The following is a 21590-nucleotide window of genomic DNA, read 5'->3' on the forward strand; positions in this document are numbered from 1 at the left end:
GCGGGTTGTGCGGCCGTTCGCCCGCGGTTATAATCCGCGACCCACTCATCATGCTCCCTGTCAGATGGCTGCCGGAAGGGGCGCCACTCGCAGCAGGTCGATGAAGAGCCAACACCCGATGAGTCCTGGAGAGAAAAGCATGTACGCAGTTATCAAGAGCGGTGGCAAGCAGTACCGCGTTCAGGAAGGCCAGACTCTCAAGCTCGAGAAGCTGGAAGTGCCGACCGGCGACACCATCGAGTTCGACGAGGTCCTGCTGGTGGGCAATGACGAGGACGTCACGGTTGGCGCCCCGCTGGTCGACGGTGCCAAGGTGGCGGCCGAGGTCGTCTCCCACGGTCGTGGCGACAAGGTCACCATCATCAAGTTCCGTCGTCGCAAGCACCACATGAAGCGTCAGGGCCACCGCCAGTGGTTCACTGAAGTCAAGATCACCGGGATCTCCGCGTAAGCGGCTGCTCCCCTGAACGAGCGAGGTATTTGCAATGGCTCACAAGAAGGCAGCGGGTTCCACCCGTAACGGTCGCGACAGCGAATCCAAACGCCTCGGCGTCAAGCTGTTCGGCGGCCAGGTCGTCAACCCGGGCAACATCATCGTCCGCCAGCGTGGCACCAAGTTCCATGCCGGCACCGGCGTCGGTATCGGCAAGGACCACACGCTGTTCGCGCTGGACGAGGGCGTGGTCAAGTTCGAGACCAAGGGTCCGAAGAACCGCAAGTTCGTCAGTATCGTCTCTGCCTGAGACCCCTGACGCTTGCAGCGAGAAGGCCCCGCCCAGGCGGGGCCTTCTTGTATCATGGCGGCACAGGCCGTCAGGAGAGTAAGAGATGCAGTTCGTCGACGAAGCCTCGATCATCGTGGAGGCCGGCAAGGGCGGCAATGGCTGCCTGAGCTTCCGCCGCGAGAAGTACGTGCCCAAGGGTGGTCCCGACGGCGGCGATGGGGGCCATGGTGGCACCGTCTACCTGATCGGGGACGATTCCCTCAACACCCTCATCGACTTCAAGTACCAGCGCTTCTACAAGGCGCAGAACGGCCAGCCCGGCATGGGCCGGCAGATGAGCGGGCGCGCCGGCGAGGACCTGCACGTCAAGGTGCCGGTGGGCACCACGGTGATCGACGAGGACACCCTCGAGGTGATCGCCGACGTCACCGAGATCGGCCAGGTGGTGCTGGTCGCCCAGAGCGGCCGTCGGGGGCTTGGCAACATCCACTTCAAGTCCTCCACCAACCGTGCGCCGCGGCGCACCACACCGGGCACCGAGGGCGAGCGCCGCAACCTGCGCCTGGAGATGAAGGTGATGGCCGACGTGGGCCTGCTGGGCCTGCCCAATGCCGGCAAGTCGACGCTGATCCGCTCGGTCTCCGCGGCCAAGCCCAAGGTCGCCAACTATCCGTTCACCACCCTGGTGCCCAACCTCGGCGTGGTGAAGCTTGGCCAGCACGAGCACTTCGTGATGGCCGACGTGCCAGGCCTGATCGAGGGCGCCTCCGACGGTGCCGGCCTGGGGCTGCGCTTCCTTAAGCACCTGACCCGCACCCGGCTGCTGTTCCACGTGGTCGACGTGGCGCCCTTCGACGAGTCCGACCCGGTGGCGGCCGCCGAGGCGATCATCCACGAGCTGGGCGAGTTCTCCCCGGCGCTGTCCGAACTGCCGCGATGGTTGGTGCTCAACAAGCTCGACCTGCTGCCGGCCGAGGAGCGCGAGGCGGTGGCCGACCAGGTCGTCCGTCGCCTGGGCTGGCAGGGGCCGGTGTTCCGCATCTCGGCGATTTCCAGCGACGGCACCGATGCGCTGGTGCAGGCCGCCTACCGCTGGCTCACCGAGCAGCGCCGCCTCGAGAACGAGGACGAGGAGGCCGCCGAGCGGGCCCGTGAGATGCGCGCGCGTATGGAGGACGAGGCGGTGGCCCGCACCGAGGCCCGCCTGGGGCGCAAGCGCAAGCGCGACGACGAGGATGACGACGATTTCGATGATGATGATTACGACGTCGAGGTCGAGTACGCACCCTGAGGGTCGAGAGCGAATGGAAGGCAACGAGCAGGTGGCAGGCCGCGAGGCGCTTGTTGGCGCCCGCCGGGTGGTGGTGAAGATCGGCAGTGCGCTGCTGACCAATGACGGCCGCGGCCTCGACGAGGCGGCCATCGGCGGCTGGGTGGACCAGATCGCCGCGCTGCATCGCCGGGGCATCGAGGTGGTGCTGGTCTCCTCCGGGGCGGTGGCCGCCGGCATGGTGCGCCTGGGCTGGCAGGCCCGCCCCTCGGCGGTACACGAGCTCCAGGCCGCGGCGGCGGTGGGCCAGAACGGCCTCACCGAGTGCTACGAGAGCCACTTCGCCCGCCACGGCCTGCTCACCGCCCAGATACTGCTCACCCACGATGACCTCTCCAACCGCAAGCGCTATCTCAACGCCCGCTCGGCGCTGCGTACCCTGGTCGCGCTGCGGGTGGTGCCGGTGATCAACGAGAACGATACCGTGGTCACCGACGAGATCCGCTTCGGCGACAACGACACCCTGGGGGCCCTGGTAGCCAACCTGCTCGAGGCCGATGCCCTGGTGATCCTCACCGACCAGGAGGGGCTGTTCGATGCCGACCCGCGCAGCAATCCCGAGGCGCGGCTGATCGCCGAGGGGCGCGCCGACGACCCGAGCCTGACCGCGGTGGCCGGCGGCGGTGGGGCACTCGGCCGCGGCGGCATGGCCACCAAGCTGCAGGCGGCCCGGCTGGCTGCCCGCTCCGGGGCGGTCACGGTGATCGCCAGCGGTCGCCAGCCCGATGTGCTCGGTCGCCTGGCCGAGGGCGAGCGGCTGGGCACCCTGCTGCTGCCCGAGCAGGCCCCCATGGCGGCGCGCAAGCGCTGGCTGGCAGGGCAGCTGCAGGTGCGCGGCAGCCTGACCCTGGATGCCGGCGCGGTGAAGGTGCTCAAGGGCAGCGGCTCCAGCCTGCTGGCGGTGGGGGTGACCGCGGTCAGTGGCCAGTTCCGCCGCGGCGACATGGTGCTCTGCGTCGACGACCAGGGGCACCGCGTGGCCAAGGGGCTGGTCAACTACGGCGCCGACGAGGCTCGCCTGCTGGTCGGCAAGCCGAGCCACCAGATCGAGGCCATCCTCGGCTACATGGAGGCGCCGGAGCTGATCCACCGCGACAACCTGGTGGTGCTCTAGCAACCACCGGCTGGATCATTGCAGACGGTAGTGTCGCTCGAAGCTGTTCCGGCGACAGGTCTGCGAGGGGGCGCTGTGGACCCCTCCTTGGGCGCTACCGACGCCATCCCTGGTGTAGGACCCCCTCTTCGACCTGTCCCCGGCGCTTCTCGTTTTGCACAATCGTTGGACTATGGCAAGCACGGGGCTTGCGTGATAGGATATGCCATCCTCTCAGACACGGCCCCTAAGCGACTGCGCTCGATGGCGCAGCCGGCAACATGGCCAGGCCGGCGGGGATTTTTTATTTCCCTGTTGGATCATACAGTTATCAAGTGTCGCCCGCAGATGGCGACCACAACTTTCTCCAAGGAGACAGTCAGTGGCGAACAGCAAGCAAGCCCGCAAGCGTGCCCGTCAGTCAGAAGGCCGTCGTGTCCTGAAGGCGAGCCAGCGCAGCATGGTCCGTACCTACATCAAGCGCGTCATCACGGCCATCAACGGCGGTGACCACGCCAAGGCCATGGACGCCTTCAAGCAGGCGCAGCCGGTCATCGACCGCATCGCCGACAAGGACGTGCTCTCCAAGCGGAAGGCCGCGCGCCTGAAGAGCCGCCTGAACAAGCGCATCAAGGCACTCGCGGCGTAAGTCAGCCGAGCGCCCGCAAAAAAACCGGCTGCGGCCGGTTTTTTTGTGTCCGCGATTCTTCCCGAGCGCCTGGCGAAGGCGCCGAACGAGGAACAGACGGTGACGGATCACGAACCGCCCCCCGAGCCCCGGGACGACGAACGCCAGACGCCTGACGGCGCGCCGCGCCCGCCGGCCGTCGATGACCACGACCGAGCGGTCGCCCCCAAGGCGGGCGGCCTGATGCGCTCCGGCCTGGTGGTCAGCGTGATGACCATGCTCTCGCGGGTAATGGGGCTGGCGCGCGACGTGGTGATCGCCACCCTGTTCGGCGCCGGCAACGGTGCGGACGCCTTCTTCGTCGCCTTCAAGATCCCCAACTTCCTGCGCCGCCTGTTCGCCGAGGGGGCCTTCAACCAGGCCTTCGTGCCGGTGCTCTCGGAATACGCCACCCGTGGCAGCAAGCGCGAGGTCAAGGAGCTGCTCGATGCGGTGGCCGGCAGCCTCACGGCGGTGCTGGCGCTGATCACGGCGCTGGCCATGCTGGCCTCGCCCTGGCTGGTGTGGGTCTTCGCGCCCGGCTTCGGCCGCGACCCCGAGAAGCTGGCGTTGACCGCCGACATGCTGCAGCTGACCTTTCCCTACCTGCTGCTGATCTCGCTCACCGCCTTCGCCGGCAGTACGCTCAACACCTGGAACCGCTTCGCCGTACCGGCCTTCACCCCGGTGCTGCTCAACCTGTCGCTGATCGGCGCGGCGGTGCTGCTCACACCGCTGTTCGAGGAGCCGGCCATGGCGCTGGCCTGGGGGGTGCTGATCGCCGGCGGTGCGCAGCTCGCCTTCCAGGTCCCCTTCCTGGCGCGGCTGGGGCTGCTGCCGCGGCCCTGGCCGGATTTCGCCCACAGCGGCGTGCGACGCATCCTGCGGCTGATGGCGCCGGCACTGTTCGGGGTTTCGGTCTCGCAGATCAACCTGCTGCTCGACACCGTGCTGGCCTCGCTGCTGGCGGCGGGCAGCGTCTCCTGGCTCTACTACTCGGACCGCCTGGTGGAGCTGCCGCTGGGCGTGTTCGGCATCGCCATCGGCACGGTGATCCTGCCCGCGCTCTCCAAGCGCCATGCCGAGCAGTCCGGCGAGCACTTCGCCGCCATGCTCGACTGGGCGATCCGCGCCGTGCTGTTGCTCGGGCTGCCCGCGGCGTTGGCGCTGGCGGTGCTGGCCGAGCCGCTGCTGATCGCGCTGTTCCACTACGGCGCCATGACCGAGCGCGACATCGCCATGGCGGCGATGAGCCTCAGAGCATATGCCTTTGGTTTAGTGGCCTTCATGCTGATCAAGGTGCTGGCGCCGGGCTTCTTCGCCCGTCAGGACACCGCCACGCCGGTGAAGGTGGGCATCATTGCGATGGTCGCCAACATGGTCTTCAACCTGATCCTGATCTGGCCCCTGGCCCACGCCGGCCTGGCGCTGGCCACGGCGCTCTCGGCCTTCCTCAACGCCGGCCTGCTGGGCTGGCTGCTGCGCAAGCAGGGCGTGCTGGTCTTCCAGCCCGGCTGGGGCCGCTATGCGGTGCAGCTGCTTGGCGGCTGCACGGTGATGGGCGTGGGGCTGGCCTGGCTGGCCCCCGAGTGGCGGGCCTGGCTCGAGTGGAGCGTGTGGACCCGCGCCGGCTGGCTGGCGGTGCTGGTCTCGGCCGGGGTGACGGTCTACTTCGCCTGGCTGGCGGCCTTCGGGGTGCGGCTTCGCCATTTTCGGATGAAGGGCTGAAGGAATGCCAACCAGCCGCCGCTTCGCGACGGATCGCGACGCAAGCGTTGCTCCCACAAGACACAGCGGGGAAAGACCAAGCCGCGCCGGCTGTCAAGGGCCCCCCGGTCCGTTATAATCGTGGACTTTATTTCCCAGCGTGATGACGCCCATGCGAGTGATTCGAGGACTGCACAACCTGCGTGACGAGGATCGCGGCTGCGTGGCCACCATCGGCAACTTCGATGGCGTACACCGCGGCCATCGTGCGATCCTCGACCAGTGCCGCGAGCAGGCCGCGAGGCTCGGCCTGCCGGTCGCGGTGGTGGTCTTCGAGCCCCAGCCCCGGGAGTTCTTCGCCGGCGACCAGGCGCCGCCGCGGCTGACCCGCCTGCGCGACAAGGTGGCGCTGCTCGGCGAGTGCGGGGTCGACCGCATCCTCTGCCTGCCCTTCAACGACGCCCTGCGCAGCCTGACCGCCCTGGAGTTCATCGAGCGCGTGCTGGTGGGCGGCCTGGGCGTGCGCCACCTGGTGGTGGGCGACGACTTCCGCTTCGGCTGCGACCGCCGCGGCGACTTCCACCTGCTCACCGAGGTGGGCGTGACACACGGCTTCGGCGTTGAGCACACCCGTACCTTCACCATCGACGACGAGCGGGTCTCCAGCACCCGGGTGCGCACCCTGCTGGCCAGCGGCAACTTCGCCGCCGCGGCGCGCCTGCTGGGCCGCCCCTACCGGCTGGGCGGCCGGGTGGTGCCCGACCGGCAGCTGGGCCGCACCATCGGCGTGCCCACCGCCAACCTGCCGCAGCCCGCCCTGTCGCTGGCCCTGCAGGGCGTCTATGCGGTGGTCACCGAGCTCCCCGACGGGCGACGGCTGCCCGGCGTGGCCAACATCGGCTGGCGCCCCACGGTGGGCAGCGAGCGCCCCGTGCTCGAGGTGCACCTCTTCGAGTTCGACGGTGACCTTTACGGCCGGCGCCTGACGGTATTTCCCTGCGCCAAGCTGCGCGGCGAGGTCAAGTTCGCGCACTTCGACGAGCTCAAGGCGCAGATCCGTGCCGACCAGGCACGCGCCCGGAGCTACTTTCACCAGCACTCCGCTGCCGGTGGCTACGTTCTACAGCACCCCGCTGCCGGTGCTCATTTCGCGACACACCCCGTCGCGGCGGCTACCGCGGGCGACAGCAGCGACGATTCTCTTCCTCTGGCATCGGCGCCGCTGGCGCGCGAGGCCGTGACTTCCGATTCCTCGGCGGGCTCACCCGCCGACCACGACGACGGCTGACCCCCAGGATATGAGCGACTACAAGCACACTCTGAACCTGCCAGAAACCGATTTCCCCATGCGCGGCATGCTCCCGAAAAAGGAACCTGCCCGGGTGGCGCAGTGGAAGGAGATGGACCTCTACCATCGCCTGCGCGAGGAGCGCCGTGGTCGGGAACTGTTCGTGCTGCACGACGGCCCTCCCTACGCCAACGGCAGCATCCACATCGGTCACGCCGTCAACAAGATTCTCAAGGACATCATCGTCAAGTCGAAGAACCTGGCCGGCTTCGATGCCCCCTACGTGCCCGGCTGGGACTGCCATGGCCTGCCCATCGAGCACAAGGTGGAGACCACCCACGGCAAACACCTCGAGCCGGAGCGTGCTCGGGCGCTGTGCCGCGAGTACGCCTCCGCGCAGATCCAGGAGCAGCTCAAGGACTTCGTGCGCCTGGGCGTGATCGGCGACTGGGACAACCCCTACCGCTCCATGGACTACGCCAACGAGGCCGGCGAGATCCGTGCGCTCGCCGACATGGTCGAGGCCGGCTATGTGTTCAAGGGCCTGAAGCCCGTCAACTGGTGCTTCGACTGCGGCTCGGCGCTGGCCGAGGCCGAGGTGGAGTACCAGGACAAGAAGTCCGACGCCATCGACGTGGCCTTCCCGGTGGAAGATGCCGACAAGCTGGCCGGGGCCTTCGGCCTGAGTGAACTGCCGAAGCCCGCCGCCGTGGTGATCTGGACCACCACGCCCTGGACCATCCCCGCCAACCAGGCGCTCAACATGCACCCGGAGTTCACCTACGCCCTGGTGGATACCGGCGAGCGGCTGCTGGTGCTGGTGGAAGAGCTGGTGGAGAGCTGCCTCGAACGCTTCGGCCTCACGGGCGAGGTGATCGCCACCGCCAAGGGTGATGCCTTCGACGGCATCCGCTTCCGCCACCCCTTCTATGATCGCCTGTCGCCGGTCTACCTGGCCGACTACGTGGAAGCGGAGGTGGGCAGCACCGGCATCGTCCACTCGGCTCCCGCCTACGGCATGGATGACTTCGTCACCTGCCGCGAGCACGGCATGACCTTCGAGGAGATCTTGAGCCCGGTGCAGGGCAACGGCGTCTACGCCGATGACCTGCCGTTCTTCGGCGGCCAGATGATCTGGAAGGCCAACCCCCGTATCGTCGACAAGCTGCGTGAGGTCGGGGCGCTGATGCATCACGAACCGATCACCCACAGCTACATGCACTGCTGGCGCCACAAGACCCCGGTGATCTACCGCGCCACCGCCCAGTGGTTCGTGGGCATGGACGTGCAGGGCAAGGACGGCAAGACCCTGCGCGAGCGGGCGCTGGAGGGCATCGAGGCCACCACCTTCACCCCGGCCTGGGGCAAGGCGCGCCTGCACAGCATGATCGCCAACCGCCCGGACTGGTGCATCTCCCGCCAGCGCAACTGGGGCGTGCCGATCCCCTTCTTCCTGCACAAGGCCAGCGGCGAGCTTCACCCGCGCACCGTGGCGCTGATGGAAGAGGCCGCCAAGCGCGTCGAGGCCGAGGGCATCGACGCCTGGTTCCGCCTCGACCCCGCCGAGCTGCTGGGCGAGGAGGCCGCCGACTATGACAAGGTCACCGACACCCTGGATGTCTGGTTCGACTCCGGTACCACCCACCGCCACGTGCTGCGCGGCTCGCACCCCCACGGCCACGAGAGCGGCCCGATCGCCGATCTCTACCTGGAGGGCTCCGACCAGCACCGCGGCTGGTTCCACTCCTCGCTGCTCACCGGCTGCGCCATCGACGGCCACCCGCCGTACCGCGGCCTGCTCACCCACGGCTTCACCGTGGATGCCCAGGGCCGCAAGATGTCCAAGTCGGTGGGCAACGTGGTGGCGCCCCAGGAGGTGATGGACAAGCTCGGCGCCGACATCCTGCGCCTGTGGACGGCCTCCACCGACTACTCCGGCGAGATGGCGGTTTCCGACGAGATCCTCAAGCGCACCGCGGACGTCTACCGGCGCATCCGCAACACCTCGCGCTTCCTGCTCGCCAACCTCAACGGCTTCGCCCCGGAGCGCGATGCGCTGCCCTTCGACGAGATGCTGGCCCTCGACCAGTGGGTGGTGGATCGTGCCGCCCAGCTGCAGGCGCGTATCGAGACCGCCTATGAGGAGTACCGCTTCCTCGACGTCTACCAGCAGGTGCACGGCTTCTGCGCCCGGGAGTTGGGCGGCTTCTATCTGGACGTGATCAAGGATCGCCAGTACACCACCCAGGCGGACTCCGTGGCGCGCCGCAGCGCCCAGACCGCGCTCTACCACGTGGTGGAGGCACTGGTGCGCTGGGTGGCGCCGATCCTCTCCTTCACCGCCGAGGAGATCTTCGAGAACATCCCGGGCCAGCGCGGCGACAGCGTGCTGTTGGCCGAGTACTACACGGGGCTCGAGACGCTCGCCGATGACGCCGCCATGGGCCGCGACTTCTGGGAGCAGGTGCTCGAGGTCAAGCAGGCGGTCAACAAGTGCCTGGAGGACGCGCGCAACGCCAAGACCATCAAGGGCAGCCTGGCCGCCGACGTCACCCTCTACGTGGATGACGCCCTGCAGGCCACGCTCGCCAAGCTGGGCGACGAGCTGCGCTTCGTGATGCTGACCAGCGAGGTGACGCTCAAGCCGCTCGCCGAGGGCGAGGGCGCCGAGGCCACCGAGCTCGAGGGGCTCAAGGTGGCCGTGGCCGAGAGCGCCAACAGCAAGTGCGAGCGCTGCTGGCACCACCGCGAGGACGTAGGCACCCATCCCGAGCACCCGGACCTCTGCGGACGCTGCATCAGCAACCTGCCGGACGGCCCCGGCGAAACTCGCCGCTATGCGTAAGGTGGGCGCCATGGCCGAATCGGAACCGAGAGCCGGGAAGGGCGCCGAGCCAGAACGGGAGAGGGCGCCCATGCACCAGCCGCTGCGCTGGCTATGGCTGGCGCTGGCGGTGATCGTGCTGGATCTCGGCACCAAGTACCTGGCCAGCGGGCTGCTCGACTACGCTCGGCCGGTGGAAGTGCTGCCGTTCTTCGACCTGACGCTGCTTCACAACACCGGCGCGGCCTTCAGCTTCCTGGCCGGCCATCCCGGCTGGCAGCGCTGGTTCTTCGCTACCATCGCGGTGGGAGCGAGCATCGGCCTGACGGTGTGGATGCGCCGCCTCAAGCGCGACGAGACGCTGCTGGCGGTGTCGCTGGCGCTGATCATCGGCGGGGCGCTCGGCAACCTCTACGACCGGCTGGTGCACGGCTACGTGGTGGACTTCCTCTCCTTCCATGCGGCCGGCTGGTACTACCCGGCCTTCAACGTGGCGGATATCGGCATCACCCTGGGGGCCATCGGCCTGATCTGGGAGTCGCTCTTCGCCGAGCGGCGACGGGCCCGCCGGCATGGCTGAGGAACCCGCTCGCTCCCCGGCCGTCCAAGCCGCACACCCTTCGTGACCTTCACGCACGCTTCGAGAGACACGCCATGAGCAACCAGGAATCCCAGGGCCTTCGCATCGACGAGGGCATGGAAGTGACCCTACACTTCACCCTCAGCCTGGAAGACGGCACCGTGGTCGATTCCACCCGGGACAAGGCGCCCGCCACCTTCCAGGTGGGCGACGGCAACCTGCCGCCGGGCTTCGAGCATCCCCTCAAGGGGTTGGCGAGCGGCGACACCGGCAGCTTCGAGATTACTCCCGAGCACGCCTTCGGCCAGCACAACCCCCAGAACATCCAGATGCTCAAGCGCGACGACTTCGAGAGCGACGAACCGGAGGTGGGCATGGTGATGTCCTTCGCCGATGCCGCCGGCGGCGAGCTGCCCGGGGTGATCAGGCACATCGAGGGCGAGCAGGTGGAAGTGGACTTCAACCACCCGCTGGCGGGGCGTACCCTGACCTTCGAGGTGGAAGTGTTGGACGTGAAGCCCGCCACCACCCATTGAGACACATGCCTTGGGGGGCACGCCCTGAGACATCCGAGAGCTCGGCGTAGCCCTTGGGGTCTGACCCCCAGGTCGTTGATGTCTCAGTACCATCAAATGGTTGGTGTACTATGCAGCAGCGGGGTCAGACCCCAAGGGCGCGGCACTGCACCTGATAATGGCGTTATGGCAGGGGCTGACATCACAGGCACCGCTAGCGTTTTCAATGAGATATCGATGCAAGAGCATCAAGGCAAGGCCCCCATGCAACCCAACACCATGCAAATCAAGCTGGCCAACCCCCGCGGCTTCTGCGCCGGCGTCGACCGCGCCATCGAGATCGTCAACGGCGCCCTGGACGCCTTCGGCCCGCCGATCTATGTGCGCCATGAGGTGGTCCACAACCGCTTCGTGGTCGACAGCCTGCGCGAGCGGGGGGCGGTGTTTGTCGAGGAACTGCACGAGGTGCCCGACGACGTCATCGTGATCTTCTCGGCCCATGGGGTCTCCCGTGCCGTGCAGGAGGAGGCCGATCGACGGGGCCTCAAGGTGTTCGACGCCACCTGCCCGCTGGTCACCAAGGTGCACCTGGAGGTGCTGCGCTACGCCCGCCGTGGCCAGGAGTGCATCCTGATCGGCCACGAGGGCCACCCCGAGGTGGAAGGCACCATGGGGCGCTACGACACCGCCCATGGCGGGCAGATCTACCTGGTCGAGGATGAGGCGGACGTGGCCAGGCTCGAGGTGAAGGACCCGAGCCAGCTGGCCTTCGTCACCCAGACCACCCTCTCCATGGATGACACCGCCCGGGTGATCGACGCCCTGCGCGCCAAGTTCCCCGAGATCCAGGGGCCGCGCAAGGACGACATCTGCTACGCCACCCAGAACCGCCAAGACGCCGTGCGCGAACTGGCGGATGGCTGTGACCTGGTGCTGGTGGTGGGCAGCCCCAACAGCTCCAACTCCAACCGCCTGCGCGAGCTCTCCGAGCGGGTGGGCACTCCGGCCTATCTGGTCGACAGCGCCGAGCAGGTCGACCCGGCGTGGCTGGAAGGCGCCGGCGTCATCGGCGTGACCGCCGGCGCCAGCGCCCCCGAGGTGCTGGTAAAGGGCGTGATCGAGCGACTGCAGGCGCTGGGGGCCACCGCCCCCGAGGAGCTCGCCGGCCGCGAGGAGACCATCACCTTCTCCATGCCCCGCGAGCTACGCGAGCGCGTCATCGCCAGCGAGTAACGAACCTCTCGCATAGCACGGAGCAGAGCGCCGCCGTCAGGGATCTGACGTCGGCGCTCTGCTTTGTGGGGTAGGGGGTTTCGTGGGAGCGCACGGTCCGGCGTTCCGGCTTGCTGCGCGATCCATCGCGCAGCGATGGCGGATCTCGCCCCACTGCCTGCGCTGCCAGTGCCAACTAAATTGTAAGCCATCGCTCATGCTTCTCAGGTTTTCGACCTAGGCCCCTATCGCAACGCCACATCTTGATACATACTGATACAAATGCCTTGACTCCCAGGGAGACGCACGGCGTGACCTTCACAGATCCCCGACCCAGGCCCCAAGGGCCCTCAGGCATCACCCGGCGCAGCGCTGGCTTTACGCTGATCGAGCTGATGATTGCGGTAGCCATCATCGGTATTCTGGCGTCGATTGCGATTCCGAGTTATCAGGGGTATGTGGAACGCAGCAGGCTTTCTGATGGGCAAGCAGGGCTGATGCAGGCGGCTGGGGAAATGGAACGATGCTATACGGAAGAATATTCCTATAAAAGTTCTTGCCTGAAAACGAAATCTTCACCCGAAGGCGTTTATCCAAAGATAGAACTTCCAGCGTCAGGTGCCACTTACACGTTGAAAGCATCTGGTGGTACTAGGGTACCTGAAAACTGTGAAGTGCTGTGGGTAAAAAGCAGCGGTGCTAAGGGATCAGGTGAGAGTCTTTCGTCTGATCCTGGGAATTGTTGGTAACTATGAAGAGTGAAGGTTTTACCTTGATTGAGCTTTTGGTCACACTGGCCGTGATGGTAATTCTTGTCACGATTGCAGTTCCGGGTTTTCAGAGTTTACTGGCCAATGGACGGCATGCTGCTGATTATAACTCTATTCTCTCGGGGTTGACGCTGGCACGTAGCGAAGCTGTTAAATCTCGTGAAAAAGTGAGCTTTATTTTGGAGCAAGAGGATGGCTCCCCGCCCTGGAAATATACCGTGGCGGATGATGGTGGCGCTGAAATTCGCATCGCCGATTCCGTGCATGAAACTATAAATATTTTTTATGATGGTACTGCGGTAGTAAAAAAAACCATCACCTTCAATTCGCTGGGTAGAACTTCCACTGATGACGATTGTGGTAGCGGCTGCAAGGTTAAAATTGAAGGGGGGAGTGATAACTGCAGTGTTATCAGCGTAAGCGCATATGGACGAATGGGTAAAGAAGAATGCGGGTTATAAGGGAAACATCAAGTCGTCGTGTCGCTTTTCAACAAGGCTTCACATTGATTGAAGCGCTTGTGGCGCTGCTTGTTCTTTCCATCGGCCTGCTGGGCGTGGCGGCCATGCAACTCGAGGCGTTGCAGGGCGCGCACGCTGCCTATCAACGCTCCATCGCCAGTTTAGCGGCGCAGGACGCACAGGAAAGGCTTTGGGCACGAATGGCGGAGGTAGGAGGTATGACTTGTCCGGCCTGGTCTGATGCCAAAGATTTGGGAGATGAAAGTTGGTACGACACTTGGGAAGGGTATCTGCCAGGGCTTGTTCAAGCAGCTGTAACACCGGCAGGCGCTCCCAATGCAGACTGTGAATTTGATATATCAGTCAAGTGGTCGGACAGCAGGTTCAGTGAAGAGAGTGATCCTGATTTTCAGTACACGGTTCGGTTGCCGGGGAGCTAGCCATGAAGCGAAATAGTGGCTTTTCTCTTGTCGAGCTTATGGTGGCGTTGGTGATTGGCCTGATCATCATTCTTGGTGCCGGTCAGCTTTTCCTCACGGTTTTTCAGACCAATCGCCAGGTAGAGACCCTCAGTGAAAAGCAGGCGGCGGTGAATTTTGCTGTTGAGACTCTGCTTCGAGATATCCGGCGAGCGGATTGGTCAAAAACTTCACCCGCACCCGGTGAAGGCAGTTCCTCTGTGTTTGAGGTGACTGTCCCTAACCGCGATGAGTGTTCAGGTGGTGATAATGTGGAAAAGGTGTATAGTTTGGCCAGCCGAACTGTGGATAACACGTCCAAATATTATCTCCAAGTTAGCTGCGGCGGTGGTGTAGATCAAGAAATCGTAGGTGGTATTGCTGAAAATGGTTTTAATGTGACGCCTGTAGGTGACTATGGTGTCCTGGTTACGTTAATGCTTGTACCAACGGATGCGGCCAATGGTGGACAAGACTCCTTGGTGTTCCACGCAGTCAACCGCACTGCCGCGGTAACCCCCTGATTGATATTGTGTCTACGAAGCCGACATGGCTTCCCGGAGCGTTATAATGAAGCATCAAAAAGGCGCAGCACTGATAGTCGTCCTTTCTTTGCTGACCATTTCACTGATGGTCGGCCTGTCTAGCATGCAGTCCTCGCAGATTGATGAGCGGTTGGCGGGGAATTATAAAGCACAGTCCGTAGCACAAATGGGGGCAGAGGATGCTGCATCTGCAGGCTTTGAGGCTGCAAAAGAGGCTGGTAAATTTGCAGGTACATCGCTTGATGATTTGGGGGGCATAACTTGGGGTGAGTTTAATAATAATGGAAATTTTGACGATGAAGAGGCTAAGGAGGGTGGCTGTGATAAAGTAAATTGTTATTACCGGCATGTAAATCTTGACGATAAATATTATATTGTCGCAATGGGAGGAATTGATGAAGGCGCTGTCTCGGTAAGTGAGCCCGTTGTTATAGAGCTGGATTATGATGGAGGCTTGATTCCCACCCCCGAAGCTGCTTTGACTTGTACTGGGTTCTCATGTGGTTTTTTCGCAAAAAATCCCCCTACGGTTATATCAGGAAAAGATTATAGCGAGGACGTTGATACGAAGGGAAGCATCAGTGATGGTGACATAAATCCTGATGGTTTTAGCGGTAGTGAATGTAATGCCGATTCAGGTTGCTATGAGAGAGCTGCTTATATTGTTCCGGATGGTTCAGTAGATACTGGGAAGGCGGATGTTCAAGGTGAGACGGTTACAGATAGGAGCGGCTATGAAGATGTGGGGTTTAATCCAGACGGAATTCAATGGGACAGTGAGGGTGGTCCAGAATCTAAGTTGAAGGGTGATATCGAAAACTTGATCACTCTAGGTGCAAATGGTGATGAGCGTATAACGTACTGGGACGAAAGCTCTAGCGGAGAGTTTTCTATGCCCAGTTCAGGAATCGTTGTAATTAATGGTGTTAATATTTCCATGGATGTGCCGGGAAACTTTAAGTTTACAGGCCTTATTGTGGTAAAAGATGCTGCCTTTAATATTAGGCCGGCTCAAGGTGCTGGTACCGTTGCTGTTGTTGGTGCAATAATTGCTGAAAACGCTAATGTCGATATGCAAAACGGTAACCCCGCGTTGCTTTTTAGCTCGGAAGCATTAGCGAGTGTTGGTGCAATTGCATCCCCTTCAGGTTCAGGCGCTGGAGGAGACTTCAGTATTTCAGAATGGAAGTGATATAGTCTATAAATATCAATGTTCTTGCTTCTGGACCTCTCAGGGAGCTCCGTATTATGTTCTTCATTGTTTTTTTTGATTAAATTTGGCGTAATTAACATCACTCTTCCGGCGCTTCGTTAACCGGCCCCCATGTCCCATCTTCCCGCCACCCCTTGCCAGCCCGCTTGCGCCGTTCCTGCACGTCCTTGATGGCCGCCTGAGTGTCTTGCAGCGGGTCTTCCAGGGCATTGGCGGGGCGGAAGACGACCTCGCCCGGCGGGGCGCCATCGCGGCTGATGTTCTTGCGGATGGTCGAGACATCTTCCGTGCTGATCAGTGCCGGGGAGTTCGACATCGGGTTCTTCTGGGTGACCAGGCGGCCCTCGTAGTTCCAGCAGCGCTGCGGCACCTGGGAAACGGCCCAGCTGCGGCCTTCCCACTCCGCGACTCTGCCGTCATCCACCAGCCTGAGACGATCCAGCGGCACTACCGCGGCGATGCGGCGGGTGTTGAGCACGATGCCCGTGTTGCCCATGCGCACCCCGCCTTGATAGCGCCCGGTGCGAAGCGCTTCCCTTACGTGCTTGGGCTTCTCGGTCGACTCCAGCACCCCCTGGCCACACAGGTGCAGGGTCTGATCGTCGTCGATCTGCTTGATGACCCAGGCCTTGATCGGTGCCTTCTTGAAGGGATTACGCATCATGTGGGGCGGGCGGGTTCCGTGTCGGGGATAGAGCACGCTTCTAGCGTGGTGAAGCGACGCCAAGGGGCGGCGGTGTCGTTGCGATGGGCCGAAACGTAACGATCCGGGTTGTGGCGCTACGGCCCAGACGGCAATGATAGGCCATGGCGCTCTCCATGTCATGGCCGGGCAGGGGCCAGCCCCACGGCTGGCGATCCGTGCTGGGGGTGTCTCAGAGGGGGCGAGTCGCTCAGCACTCAGGCCGGGCGGGGTCGACGCGTACCCGGCCGACATTGTTGATGATGACCTGTGCGCCGCTCTCATGTCGGCCGCAGAGGCGGAAGGTGCCGTTATGGCCACTCGAGCGGCCCAGCGCCTTGTAGCGCACCGGGCGGTCGTCGTTGCGGTAGGTCAGCGACGGCAGGCGGCTCTCGCCGAAGGTGCGCAGCAGCGCGTCGCCGGTTTCGCCGCGGCCCTCGAAGATGGCCAGCGTGGCCCGCCAGGCATCGCCTTCGGCATTGTTGCTGATCTGGCATTGGGTCATGTCGAGGGTGGGGCAAAGGGTGACGGTGGCGCGCCGGGTGATGGCCGCGCTGCGGGTCTTGGCCAGCGCCGACTTGAGCCGCATCACCTCGGCCGCGACCTCGTTACGGGCGGTGAAGCGCTGGTAGCCCGGTATCGCCCAGGTGACCAGGAGGGCGAAGACGGCGAGGGCGACGATCAGCTCGATCAGCGTTAGGCCCTGCTGACGAGAATGCTGGCGAGAAGAAAGCGGGGAACTGACAGTAGGGCGCATGGTGCCCTCCCGGCGGTGGCCTGTTCGATGGGTCCTTCCTTCAGGCTAGCCGGGCGGCAATGCCACGCTGTAGGCGATCGCCTACAGGGGCTGTGCGCCATCCATGCGGGAGGTCGGCGAGGTCGTCGTCGGTCGAGAGGCCAAGGTGATAGCAGCAGGGGGCGGGGATCACTCCCCGCCCTTGTGCTTCTTCAGTCGTCCTTTTCCTGCTTGTTCTCTCCCTGCTTATTCTCTTCTTGCTTCTCTTCCTTCTGCTCTTCTTTCCTTTCTGCCAGGTACTTGTCGCGGTGGTCACTGGAGCAGAACCAGTCGCCGCGCTCACGCAGGGCGTCCTCCTCGGGCAGGTGTACCTGGCACCAGCTGCAGCGCACCATGCGGTTGCCCTGGTCGTCCCCCTGCTGCGGGTCGTCGCGGTCCAGTTTCCATTCGCGGTACATGCGGTAAAGCTTCAGGCCGGCGAAGAACAGCACGGCGAAGATGATCAGGCGAATCAGCAACAGGTTCATTCCTTGTGGAACTCCCAGGTGGGGGTGGCCGGCTTTGCCACTCGGCCGCCCTTGCGGGACAATGGCGGATATCCATCGATTCTCGAGAGATTTCCAAGCCCATGCAAGACCTGACCCTGGTAATGGCTCAGCTCGACCCGCTGGTCGGCGACATTCCCGGCAACGCCGACCTCGCCATCGAGACCGTGCGCGAGGCGCGCATCGAGCATGGTGCCGATATCGTGGTGCTGCCCGAGCTCTTCCTGACCGGCTATCCGCCGGAGGACCTGCTGCTGCGCCCCTCCATGGAGACTCGCCTGCGCCATGCCCGGTCCCACATGGCCGAGAAGATGGCCCGCGACGTCATGGTCATCGTCGGCTACCCCGGGCGCCGGGAGGGGCAGAACTGGAACCTGGCGGGGGTGCTCTACAACGGCGAGTGGCTCGACGAGTACGCCAAGCAGGCGCTGCCCAACTACGAGGTGTTCGACGAGCAGCGCTACTTCGCCACCGGCAACCAGCCGCTGGTAGTGGAGCACAAGGGCGCCAGGCTCGGCATCCTGATCTGCGAGGACATCTGGAGCGAGAAGCCGGTCCGCCAGGCCCGCGATGCAGGCGCCCAGATTCTGGTCACCCTGAATGCCTCGCCCTTCCACCAGGACAAGCCCGCCGAGCGCCTGGCGCTGCTCGAGGCGCGTGCCCGCGAGGTGGAGCTGCCCATCGTCTACGTCAACCAGATCGGCGGCCAGGACGAGCTGGTCTTCGATGGCGGCTCGGCCTGCGTCGATGCCAGGGGCGAGCTGAGGGTGCAGGCGCCCCACTGGGCGGTGGGACTGATGCCGGTGCAGTTCGTGCGCGATGCCCACCACTGGGTGCCCCAGCCGGGCGAGACGGAGCCCGACGTCGAGCCCGAGGATAACCTCTACTGCGCGCTGGTCACCGGCCTGCGCGACTACGTCAACAAGAGCGGCTTCAAGGGCGTGGTACTGGGGCTCTCCGGCGGCATCGATTCGGCGCTGTCGCTGGCCATCGCCGTGGACGCCCTGGGCCCGCAGCGCGTCCACGCGGTGATGATGCCCTATCACTACACGGCGGACATCTCCAAGCAGGACGCCGCCGAGCAGGCCGAGATGCTCGGCGTGGGCTACGAGGTGCTACCCATCGAGCCGATGGTCGAGGCCTTCATGGCGACGCTGGCCGAGAGCTTCGCCGGTACCCAGCGCGACACCACCGAGGAGAACCTGCAGTCGCGCTGTCGCGGCGTGCTGCTGATGGCGCTCTCCAACAAGAAGGGCCTGATGGTGCTGACCACCGGCAACAAGAGCGAGATGGCGGTGGGCTACGCCACCCTCTACGGCGACATGGTGGGCGGCTACAACGCCATCAAGGACGTCTACAAGACCTGGGTCTACCGCCTGGCGCGCTGGCGCAACACCCAGTCGCCGGCGATCCCCGAGCGGGTCATCGAGCGGCCACCCACCGCCGAGCTCGCCCCGGACCAGCAGGACAGCGACACCCTGCCGGACTACGACGTGCTCGACGCCATCCTGGTGCGCTACATCGAGGGCGACATGAGCGCCGAGGCGATCATCGAGGCGGGCTTCGACCGCGAGGACGTCTACAAGGTGGTCAAGCTGGTGGACCGCTGCGAGTACAAGCGCCGCCAGGCCCCGGTGGGTGTGCGCGTCACCCGCCGCGGTTTCGGCCGCGACCGCCGCTACCCCATCGTCAACGGCTGGCAGCCGGGGGAGTAGGCGCTACGCGCCAGCCACGGGCTTCGAGCCGCGAGCTTCGAGCTCAAAGGAACGCCACCGCTCTTCCGGGCGGTGGCGTTCTGCCTTTAAGGTGTGGACAAGGTCAATGCGAATGTGAGCCATGCTGCTCAAGGCGCTCGGCCAGCCAGATCTTGATGATCGACTGACGGGTGACGCCGAGACGTGCGGCCTCCCGGTCCAGCGAGTCGATCATCCAGGTCGGGAAATCGACGTTGACGCGCTTCTGCTTTCTGAGCGGGCGCCTGGCTTGGGTCAGGTCGAGCTCATCGATGATGTCATCACCGTCATCGAATCGGCTATCGAGATCATGGGCTTTCACAGAGGGCCACCTCACTCTTGAGCGAGTCGAACTCGAAGGCGTCCATGGATAAAAAATATACCTTTTTTATCCCCAGAGAAAAGGGATTATTTCAAGAGGAGTGATCAGGGCGCCTCTTCTCACGCTTTCTGCAAGGCCGACGGTGGCGAGTACAAGCACCAGGTATTGCGCCCGGCAGCCTTGGCGCGATACATCGCCTCGTCCGCGGCCTGCAGCAGGCTGTCGCTGTCGTGGCCGTCCGTCGGGTAGAGGGCGACGCCGACCGAGACGCCGATGGTCACCGGCGTGCCGTCGATGGTGAAGGGGGTCGTCAGCGCCTCGACCACATTGGAGGCCACCTTGGCGGCGTTATCGGCGACCTGGATGGGGTCCACCACGATCACGAACTCGTCCCCGCCCAGCCGGGCCAGCATGTCCTCGGCGCGCAGGTTGGCCTGCAGGCGCTCGCTCACGGCCTGCAGGAGCGTATCGCCGGCCTGGTGGCCAAGGGTGTCGTTGACCTCCTTGAAATGGTCCAGGTCCATGAAGAGCACGGCCAACTGCCTGACGGCGAGGCGCGATCGGCGAATGGCCTCGTCCAGGTGCTGTTCCAGCCGGGCGCGGTTGGCCAGCCCGGTCAGCTCATCGTGAAATGCCTGGTGGCGTACTACTTCCTCGGCGGCCTTCTGCTCGGTGACATCGTTGAAGATATGAATATAGCGCAGCGTGTCGCCGTCGCCGTTGCGGACGGCACTCACGGTCTGCAGTGCCACCAGCAGGTCTCCGTTGGCGCAGCGGTAGCGGACCTCGCCCTGCCAGGTCCCGTGGCGTTCCAGCTGTTGCAGGCCATCTTGCAGCTCCGGTCTGTCGGTGTGCCAGGCCAGAAGGGCCTTCATTGGCCGCCCGATCAGGGCCTCGATGGAGTAGCCCAGGTGGCGGGCAAAGGCCGGGTTGGCATCGATGATGGCATGGCTCGGGCTGGTGATGGCGATCGCCTCGTGGGCGTTACGAAAGACGCTGGCGGCCAGGCGAAGCTTCTGTTCCGAGCCCTCGAGTTCACGGGCCTGCCGGTCCACGCGGGCCAGCAGGGGGTGCATGGCACGATTGACGCCCCAGCTACCTGCCAGGGCCATCAGCAGGATGGCCAGCGCCGGCCACAGCAGCAGTTGCAGGGCTTCGTTGCGAAAGCGTTGTGACGGCACGGCCACCAGCAGTTGCCAGTCCTGCTCCCCCAGTGAGGCCTCGAGGGTGACGTGAATCGTCTCCTCGCGGCTTTCCAGGGCGTCGACGCGGCTTACGACCGGCCCCTCCGGACCCAGCGTGAGCTCCTGCTGGCCGTCGGTGGAACGCAGCCGCATCCTGGCGCCTTCACCGAAGGGCTCGGTATCGGCCAGCAGAGCTAGCAGCGGCTCGGCGTGGAAGAAGACGATATCTCGGCCGATGTGCTCCCCTGCCGACGTGACGATCGGCGAGCAGCTCTGCACCAGTACCTCACCGTTGTCCAGCAGCTCGAGCCGGCAGGGGTAGCCTTCCTGCGGGGCGCTTGCTGGCACCACGTTAGACGGGATCTCGCCGATTTGCGAGATCAGCTCGCCCTCGGGCCCCTGTCGGAGCACGCCGGCCATGTCCGGCGCCTGGGCCATGGCGTCGGCCAGGCGCGGCGTGGTGAACGCCGCGAGCGCTTCCCGCGAGATGTCCCCGCGGGCATAGGCGGCGAGGCGGCGGCGAATCTCCGTGCGGCCGGTGAGCTGGCGGGTAATATCCTGATAGCGCTTGAACTGATAGTGGAGAGCCTCCGCCTGGGCTTCGGCGCTGAGCTGACTGATGTGCTCGATGCCGCTGTGCGCGGCGTAATAGAAGGGCAATGCGGTGATCAGCCCGGCCAGCAGGGCAGTGGCCAGGATGCCCAGCGCGGCCAGCGAGCGGATGCGCAGGTGCAGGCGCCGTATGTAGCGCGACGTTGGAGAGGGGGTGTCTGTCGGCATGGGGGCTTGGGTCGGCATTTCCCGCTGGACGGGACATTCGGCCATTAGAATTTGGTTCTTCGCAGACTGGCGTGATGCTGTTCGGCAGCAAAGGGCGTAGACCGCCCTCCGGTGGGAGCGATCTTTAGATCGCGAAAGAAGGCCGGAGGCCTTCTCGGCTATGGGCACTCAGCTTAGGGCGCCTGTCGGCGCCATTCGCGCAATGAATTGCGCTCCCACA

22 protein-coding genes are annotated in these 21590 nt (G+C 64.4%); 17 read left to right on the top strand and 5 right to left on the bottom strand.

The window, feature by feature from the left end:
• Positions 1–139: 139 nt before the first annotated feature.
• The 16 genes from rplU (at position 140) to M8009_RS17365 (ending at position 15367) form a co-directional block, all read left to right on the top strand.
• The gene (gene rplU / locus M8009_RS17290; RefSeq protein ID WP_040183063.1) at positions 140–451 is read left to right on the top strand and encodes a 50S ribosomal protein L21; all 312 of its coding nucleotides are present in this window, start codon (positions 140–142) and stop codon (positions 449–451) included.
• Between the two features lie 34 nt (positions 452–485).
• Positions 486–743 (top strand): 50S ribosomal protein L27, encoded by a 258-nt coding sequence (gene rpmA / locus M8009_RS17295; protein ID WP_089714316.1) that lies wholly within the window; start codon positions 486–488, stop codon positions 741–743.
• A gap of 85 nt (positions 744–828) precedes the next feature.
• On the top strand, positions 829–2016 hold the full coding sequence (gene cgtA, locus M8009_RS17300) for an Obg family GTPase CgtA (protein WP_250063472.1): 1188 nt from the start codon (positions 829–831) through the stop codon (positions 2014–2016).
• Between the two features lie 13 nt (positions 2017–2029).
• Positions 2030–3169 (top strand): glutamate 5-kinase, encoded by a 1140-nt coding sequence (gene proB / locus M8009_RS17305; RefSeq protein WP_250063474.1) that lies wholly within the window; start codon positions 2030–2032, stop codon positions 3167–3169.
• Positions 3170–3530: 361 nt separating this feature from the next.
• On the top strand, positions 3531–3797 hold the full coding sequence (gene rpsT / locus M8009_RS17310; RefSeq protein WP_250063476.1) for a 30S ribosomal protein S20: 267 nt from the start codon (positions 3531–3533) through the stop codon (positions 3795–3797).
• 222 nt (positions 3798–4019) lie between these two features.
• Entirely contained in the window at positions 4020–5543 is a 1524-nt protein-coding gene (gene murJ, locus M8009_RS17315; RefSeq protein ID WP_250063521.1) for a murein biosynthesis integral membrane protein MurJ, read from the top strand.
• Positions 5544–5694: 151 nt separating this feature from the next.
• Positions 5695–6810, top strand: a complete 1116-nt coding sequence (ribF, locus tag M8009_RS17320; RefSeq protein WP_250063477.1) for a bifunctional riboflavin kinase/FAD synthetase — start codon at positions 5695–5697, stop codon at positions 6808–6810.
• 10 nt (positions 6811–6820) lie between these two features.
• Positions 6821–9655, top strand: coding sequence for an isoleucine--tRNA ligase (gene ileS, locus M8009_RS17325; protein ID WP_250063479.1), 2835 nt, complete (start codon positions 6821–6823; stop codon positions 9653–9655).
• A gap of 70 nt (positions 9656–9725) precedes the next feature.
• Positions 9726–10214, top strand: coding sequence for a signal peptidase II (gene lspA / locus M8009_RS17330; RefSeq protein ID WP_250063481.1), 489 nt, complete (start codon positions 9726–9728; stop codon positions 10212–10214).
• A 74-nt stretch (positions 10215–10288) separates the two neighbouring features.
• Positions 10289–10750 (top strand): FKBP-type peptidyl-prolyl cis-trans isomerase, encoded by a 462-nt coding sequence (gene fkpB / locus M8009_RS17335; RefSeq protein WP_250063483.1) that lies wholly within the window; start codon positions 10289–10291, stop codon positions 10748–10750.
• A gap of 258 nt (positions 10751–11008) precedes the next feature.
• The gene (gene ispH, locus M8009_RS17340) at positions 11009–11962 is read left to right on the top strand and encodes a 4-hydroxy-3-methylbut-2-enyl diphosphate reductase (RefSeq protein WP_250063523.1); all 954 of its coding nucleotides are present in this window, start codon (positions 11009–11011) and stop codon (positions 11960–11962) included.
• Positions 11963–12252: 290 nt separating this feature from the next.
• Positions 12253–12690: a type IV pilin protein gene (locus M8009_RS19155; RefSeq protein ID WP_347709849.1), complete on the top strand. Its 438-nt coding sequence runs from the start codon at positions 12253–12255 to the stop codon at positions 12688–12690.
• A 2-nt stretch (positions 12691–12692) separates the two neighbouring features.
• A complete protein-coding gene (locus M8009_RS17350; RefSeq protein WP_250063486.1) occupies positions 12693–13172 on the top strand; it encodes a GspH/FimT family pseudopilin in 480 nt (159 codons plus the stop codon).
• 44 nt (positions 13173–13216) lie between these two features.
• The gene (locus M8009_RS17355) at positions 13217–13612 is read left to right on the top strand and encodes a type IV pilus modification PilV family protein (protein ID WP_250063487.1); all 396 of its coding nucleotides are present in this window, start codon (positions 13217–13219) and stop codon (positions 13610–13612) included.
• Between the two features lie 2 nt (positions 13613–13614).
• On the top strand, positions 13615–14154 hold the full coding sequence (locus M8009_RS17360) for a PilW family protein (protein WP_250063489.1): 540 nt from the start codon (positions 13615–13617) through the stop codon (positions 14152–14154).
• Positions 14155–14200: 46 nt separating this feature from the next.
• Complete coding sequence (locus M8009_RS17365) at positions 14201–15367, top strand: pilus assembly PilX family protein (protein ID WP_250063491.1); 1167 nt, start codon at positions 14201–14203, stop codon at positions 15365–15367.
• 100 nt (positions 15368–15467) lie between these two features.
• Here the strand turns inward: M8009_RS17365 and M8009_RS17370 are convergent, their stop codons facing one another.
• The 3 genes from M8009_RS17370 to M8009_RS17380 all read right to left on the bottom strand — a co-directional run bounded on the left by M8009_RS17370 (position 15468) and on the right by M8009_RS17380 (position 17333).
• Positions 15468–16052 carry a hypothetical protein gene (locus tag M8009_RS17370; protein ID WP_250063493.1) on the bottom strand — a complete coding sequence of 195 codons (585 nt, stop codon included), beginning with the start codon at positions 16050–16052 and terminating at the stop codon, positions 15468–15470.
• A 229-nt stretch (positions 16053–16281) separates the two neighbouring features.
• Positions 16282–16827 (bottom strand): GspH/FimT family pseudopilin, encoded by a 546-nt coding sequence (locus M8009_RS17375; protein WP_250063495.1) that lies wholly within the window; start codon positions 16825–16827, stop codon positions 16282–16284.
• 191 nt (positions 16828–17018) lie between these two features.
• Positions 17019–17333: a PP0621 family protein gene (locus M8009_RS17380; RefSeq protein ID WP_250063497.1), complete on the bottom strand. Its 315-nt coding sequence runs from the start codon at positions 17331–17333 to the stop codon at positions 17019–17021.
• A 101-nt stretch (positions 17334–17434) separates the two neighbouring features.
• Here M8009_RS17380 and M8009_RS17385 point away from each other — a divergent pair, with 101 nt between their 5' ends.
• Entirely contained in the window at positions 17435–19066 is a 1632-nt protein-coding gene (locus M8009_RS17385) for an NAD+ synthase (RefSeq protein WP_250063499.1), read from the top strand.
• Between the two features lie 103 nt (positions 19067–19169).
• Here M8009_RS17385 and brnA read toward each other — a convergent pair whose 3' ends face one another.
• Both brnA and M8009_RS17395 read right to left on the bottom strand, forming a co-directional pair.
• Positions 19170–19406: a type II toxin-antitoxin system BrnA family antitoxin gene (gene brnA / locus M8009_RS17390; protein WP_250063501.1), complete on the bottom strand. Its 237-nt coding sequence runs from the start codon at positions 19404–19406 to the stop codon at positions 19170–19172.
• 119 nt (positions 19407–19525) lie between these two features.
• Positions 19526–21370 (bottom strand): sensor domain-containing diguanylate cyclase, encoded by a 1845-nt coding sequence (locus M8009_RS17395; RefSeq protein WP_250063503.1) that lies wholly within the window; start codon positions 21368–21370, stop codon positions 19526–19528.
• Between the last annotated feature and the right edge of the window lie 220 nt (positions 21371–21590).

The organism is Halomonas gemina, from assembly GCF_023554995.1.
Classification (GTDB): Bacteria; Pseudomonadota; Gammaproteobacteria; order Pseudomonadales; family Halomonadaceae; genus Halomonas; species Halomonas gemina.